Origin of the sequence: Burkholderia aenigmatica (assembly GCF_902499175.1) — a bacterium.
GTDB lineage: Bacteria > Pseudomonadota > Gammaproteobacteria > Burkholderiales > Burkholderiaceae > Burkholderia > Burkholderia aenigmatica.
Genome location: NZ_CABVQC010000136.1, coordinates 1 through 4,201 on the forward strand (window position 1 = coordinate 1; position 4,201 = coordinate 4,201).

Consider the following 4,201-nt stretch of genomic DNA (forward strand, 5'->3'; position numbering starts at 1 on the left):
GGCTTCGCGGCCTGCTCCGGCGCAGCGTGCCCCGGCTGTGCGGCCGCGGCCTGCGGCGCATCGCCCGGCGCGGCGGGCTGCATGCCCGGCTGCGCCATCGCGAGGCTCGCGAGCTGGTTGAACTGCGACTGCAGCAGGTTCCACCAGCCGGAAGGATCGAAGGACTGCTGCGCGGCGTCGCCCGCCGATGCATCCGCGGCGGACGCCGCAGCGTCGACATCCGGCGCCGGCGACGCGTGTTTCGCCGCATGCGCGGCCGCGACGGCCGCTTCCTCGGCCGCCGACATCGAGCTTTGCGCGAACGCGCCAAAAGCACGCAGCGTCGCGAGCGTCGCGCGCTGCACCTCGAGCGCCTGGATCGCGGACTGCAGCATCCCGAGATTGAGCTTCAGCCACTGCTCGACGGCGCGCAGATCGGTGATCCGCTTGTCGAGTTCCTCGACGCTCGTGAGCGGCGCCATCATGTCGGACATGCTCGACAGCGACGGCGGCAGCCCTTGCGTGGCGCCCGGAAACGACGTCATCCCGCCGAACGGAGACATCCGCATCATGTCCCACATGCGGTCCATCATGTCGGCGGGCTTGAAGCCGGCAAAGCCGGCGAAAGGGTTGGAGCCGGAGGCATCGGTCGTCATACGGGCATCCTGGTTGACTGGGTGAGAGCGAGGCGGCCGCCATGCGTCGCGCGAGCCGCGCCTGGATCGATCATAGCGCCAGCGCGTGTCAGAACGGCGCGTCGCCGGGAAACTCGGGCGGGCGCCGCTCGCGCAGCGAGCGGATCCCTTCCTGCACGTCGGGCCCGGAAAAACCCATGAATTCGAGCGCAAGCGACGTATCGAAGGTCGGCCCGGCCGTGCGCAGCCAGTTGTTCAATGCGTACTTGGTCCAGCGGATCGCCGACTGCGAACCGTGCGCGAGCCGCTCGGCCACTTCGTAGGCCTTCGGCAGCAGGTCGGCCGGATCCACCGCGAGCGAGACCAGCCCGATCCGCTCGGCCTCCTCGCCGCTCACCGGCTCGCACAGCAGCAGGTAGTACTTCGCCTTCGCCATCCCGCACAGCAGCGGCCACACGATCGCCGCGTGGTCGCCGGCCGCGACGCCGAGCCGCGTGTGGCCGTCGATGATGCGCGCATCCTTCGCGGCGATCGAGATGTCGGCGAGCAGTCCGGCGACGAGCCCCGCCCCGACGGCCGGCCCGTGCATCGCCGACACGATCGGCTTGCTGCAGTTGATCACGTTGTAGACGAGGTCGCGCGCCTCGCGCCACACGCGGGCGCGCACGTCGAAGTCGTTCGCCATGTCCTCGACGAGCGCGAGATCGCCGCCCGCCGAGAAGCCCTTGCCTTCGCCGCGGATCACCGCGACGCGCGTGTCGGGATCGCGGTCGACGTCGCGCCAGATGTCGGCGAGCTCGCGATGCATGCGTGCGTTCGCGGTCGCGAGGCCGCTGCGGTTCGCGCCCTCGCCGCTCATCACGATGTCGAGCACGCCATGGTCGCGGCGCGTCACCTTCAGTGCTTCGTAACCGCCGTACGCGGCGAGATTGGCCATGCGCTGCTCCTTGCTCGAGGTTCTCGAACCCCTGAATCGAGTGTAGCCAAGCCCGCGCGGGCAAACATCAGGCGAAACCCGGCGCGCGGGCCGAAGCCGGGTTTCGCGGGCGCGGAGCGCTGCGTGCGCCGCGTGGCTTACGCCGCGCCGTCGGGCGGCGCGACCGACTGCTCGATCGCGCCGAAGATCGACTTGCCGGCCGTGTCGAACATCTCGATGCGCACGGTATCGCCGTAGCGCATGAACTCGGTCTGCGGCGCGCCGTGCTCGATCGTCTCGAGGCAGCGCTTCTCGGCGATGCAGCAATAGCCGCGCTTCGCGTCCTTGTTCGACACCGTGCCCGAACCGACGATCGAGCCGGCGCGCAGGTTGCGCGTCTTCGCCGCGTGCGCGACCAGCTGGCCGAAGTGGAACACCATGTCGGTGCCCGCATCGGGCTGGCCGACCTTCTTGCCGTTCCAGTGGACGATCATCGGCCGGTGCACGCGGCCTTCGCGCCATTCGTCGCCGAGCTCGTCGGGCGTCACGGCGACCGGCGCGAACGCGGTGGCCGGCTTGCTCTGGAAGAAGCCGAAGCCCTTCGCGAGCTCGGCCGGAATCAGGTTGCGCAGCGACACGTCGTTCACCAGCGTGACGAGCCGCACGGCCTTCAGCGCTTCGTCGGGCGTCGCGCTCATCCGCACGTCGCCGGTGATCACCGCGACTTCCGCCTCGAAATCGATGCCCCACTCCTCGGACGGGCACACGACGTCGTCGCGGGCTCCAAGGAAATCGTCGCTGCCGCCCTGGTACATCAGCGGGTCGGTCCAGAATTCGGGCGGCATCTCCGCGCCGCGCGCGCGGCGCACGAGCTCGACGTGGTTCACGTACGCGGAGCCGTCGGCCCACTGGAACGCGCGCGGCAGCGGCGCCATGCAGTTGGCCGGATCGAACGCGAAGGAATTGCGCGCGCGGCCGTGGTTCAGCGCGTCGTACAGGTCGCGCAGCTGCGGCGCGTAGAACGCCCAGTCGTCGAGGACGCGCTGCAGCGTCGGCGCGATCGCATCGGCGATTGCCGCGGTATGCAGGTCGCGCGACACGACGATCAGCTGGCCGTCGCGCGTGCCGTCCTTCAGCGAAGCAAGTTTCATAAGGGGGACTCTGCCGTTGTAGTGACGATGGAGGGAATCTATTTTACGATGGTGAATCCCTGCGGCGCGTCGCGATTGTGCGCGCCGTTTTCACCCCGATTTTTCGGCCCGGTTTTTTAGCTCGATTCCTGCCGCCTTTTCGCGCACCTGCCGCCCATGCCTGCCAGCCCGCTTCCCGACGACGATCTTGCCGACTCCGACACTGACGACGCCGCTTCCGGCGAGCACGGCGAGAAGGTCCGTTCCGGCATCCAGTCGATCGAGGTCGGCTTCCGCCTGCTCGACGTGCTGACGAGCGAGCCGCGCGCGATGATGCTGCGCGACCTCGCGCAGCGCGCGGGCATGAGTCCTGCGAAGGCGCACCGCTACCTCGTCAGCTTCTCGCGGCTCGGCGTGGTGTCGCAGGATCCCGTCTCGGGCCGCTACGAGCTCGGCGGCTTCGCGCTGCAGATGGGGCTCGCGCGGCTCGCGCGCGTCGACGGCGTGAAGCTCGCGCGGATCGCGCTGACCGAATTCCGCGACCGCCTCGACCAGACGGTCGGTATCGCCGTATGGGGCAACCAGGGGCCGACGATCGTGCACTGGATGGAATCGAGCCACCCGGCGAAGGCATCGCTGAAGCTCGGCGACGTGATGCCGCTGCTCGGCTCCGCAACGGGGCTGCTGTTCGCCGCGTACCTGCCGCGCAGCAAGACCGCCGCGATGCTCGAGCGCGAACTTGCCGATACGCGCCGCTCGCCGCACCACGGCGGCCCGCGCACGCTCGACGAGGTCGACGCGGTGCTCGCCGACGTGCGCCGGCACGAAGCCGCGCGCGTCGAGGGGATGCTGCTGCCGACGATCCACGCGTTCTGCATGCCCGTGTTCGATGCGGTCGGCGAACTCGCGCTCGCGATCGTCGCGCTCGGCCAGGAAGGCTCGTTCGACATTGCGTGGGGCGGCGAGATCGACACGGCGCTGCGCGCTTGCGCGCAGAAACTGTCTTACGAACTCGGCTATAGTCCCGACGCGCGCGACGCCTGACGCACGCGGTACCCGCCCCGTCACGCAGCGCGAACGCGCGACGCATTCGACAGTCCGATTCCTGTGGCGCGCGCTGCGCGCCCGACGTCACGCGAGCGCCCCGATCCTGTTCCGATGCCCATGCAGCCTGCCGACCCCCGTCCGAGTCACGCCTTGCCCCGCCACTGGCTGCGGGTGGGCCTTGCGCTCGTCGTCGTGCTGGTGCTGCACGCGCTCGCCGCGTTCTGGCTGATGCGCAACCGCGACGCGTTCACGCCGCCCGAGCCCGCCGAGGTCCCCGTGCAGATCGAGCTGCTGAAACCGCAACCGATCGAGCGCCAGCCCGCACCGCCTGCACCGAAGCCGGTCGAGCAGCCGGCCGCGCCCGCACCGGCTGCCCCGAAGGCCGCCGCACCGAAACCCGCGCCGGCGCCGGAGCCGGTCCTCACGTCGACGCAAACGGCCGAACACGGCGAGCCGCCGGCCGCCGCGTCCGCAGCGAGTGGCGTGCCGGGCGC

4 protein-coding genes and 1 pseudogene are annotated in these 4,201 nt (G+C 70.1%); 2 read left to right on the top strand and 3 right to left on the bottom strand.

Annotation, left to right across the window (positions count from 1 at the left end; translation table 11 throughout):
- From BDO18943_RS42175 to BDO18943_RS42185, 3 genes are all read right to left on the bottom strand, one after another.
- Window positions 1–635 (bottom strand): PhaM family polyhydroxyalkanoate granule multifunctional regulatory protein (locus tag BDO18943_RS42175; protein WP_175026701.1); only part of this gene is annotated, 635 nt, incomplete at its 3' end.
- An 88-nt stretch (window positions 636–723) separates the two neighbouring features.
- The gene (locus BDO18943_RS42180) at window positions 724–1,551 is read right to left on the bottom strand and encodes an enoyl-CoA hydratase/isomerase family protein (protein ID WP_175026702.1); all 828 of its coding nucleotides are present in this window, start codon (window positions 1,549–1,551) and stop codon (window positions 724–726) included.
- A gap of 137 nt (window positions 1,552–1,688) precedes the next feature.
- Window positions 1,689–2,681 (bottom strand): fumarylacetoacetate hydrolase family protein, encoded by a 993-nt coding sequence (locus BDO18943_RS42185; protein WP_175026704.1) that lies wholly within the window; start codon window positions 2,679–2,681, stop codon window positions 1,689–1,691.
- Window positions 2,682–2,837: 156 nt separating this feature from the next.
- Here BDO18943_RS42185 and BDO18943_RS42190 point away from each other — a divergent pair, with 156 nt between their 5' ends.
- Entirely contained in the window at window positions 2,838–3,704 is an 867-nt protein-coding gene (locus tag BDO18943_RS42190; protein ID WP_011353357.1) for an IclR family transcriptional regulator, read from the top strand.
- Window positions 3,705–3,818: 114 nt separating this feature from the next.
- Window positions 3,819–4,201 (top strand): annotated as a pseudogene (locus tag BDO18943_RS42195) (DUF3108 domain-containing protein); the annotation flags it as partial.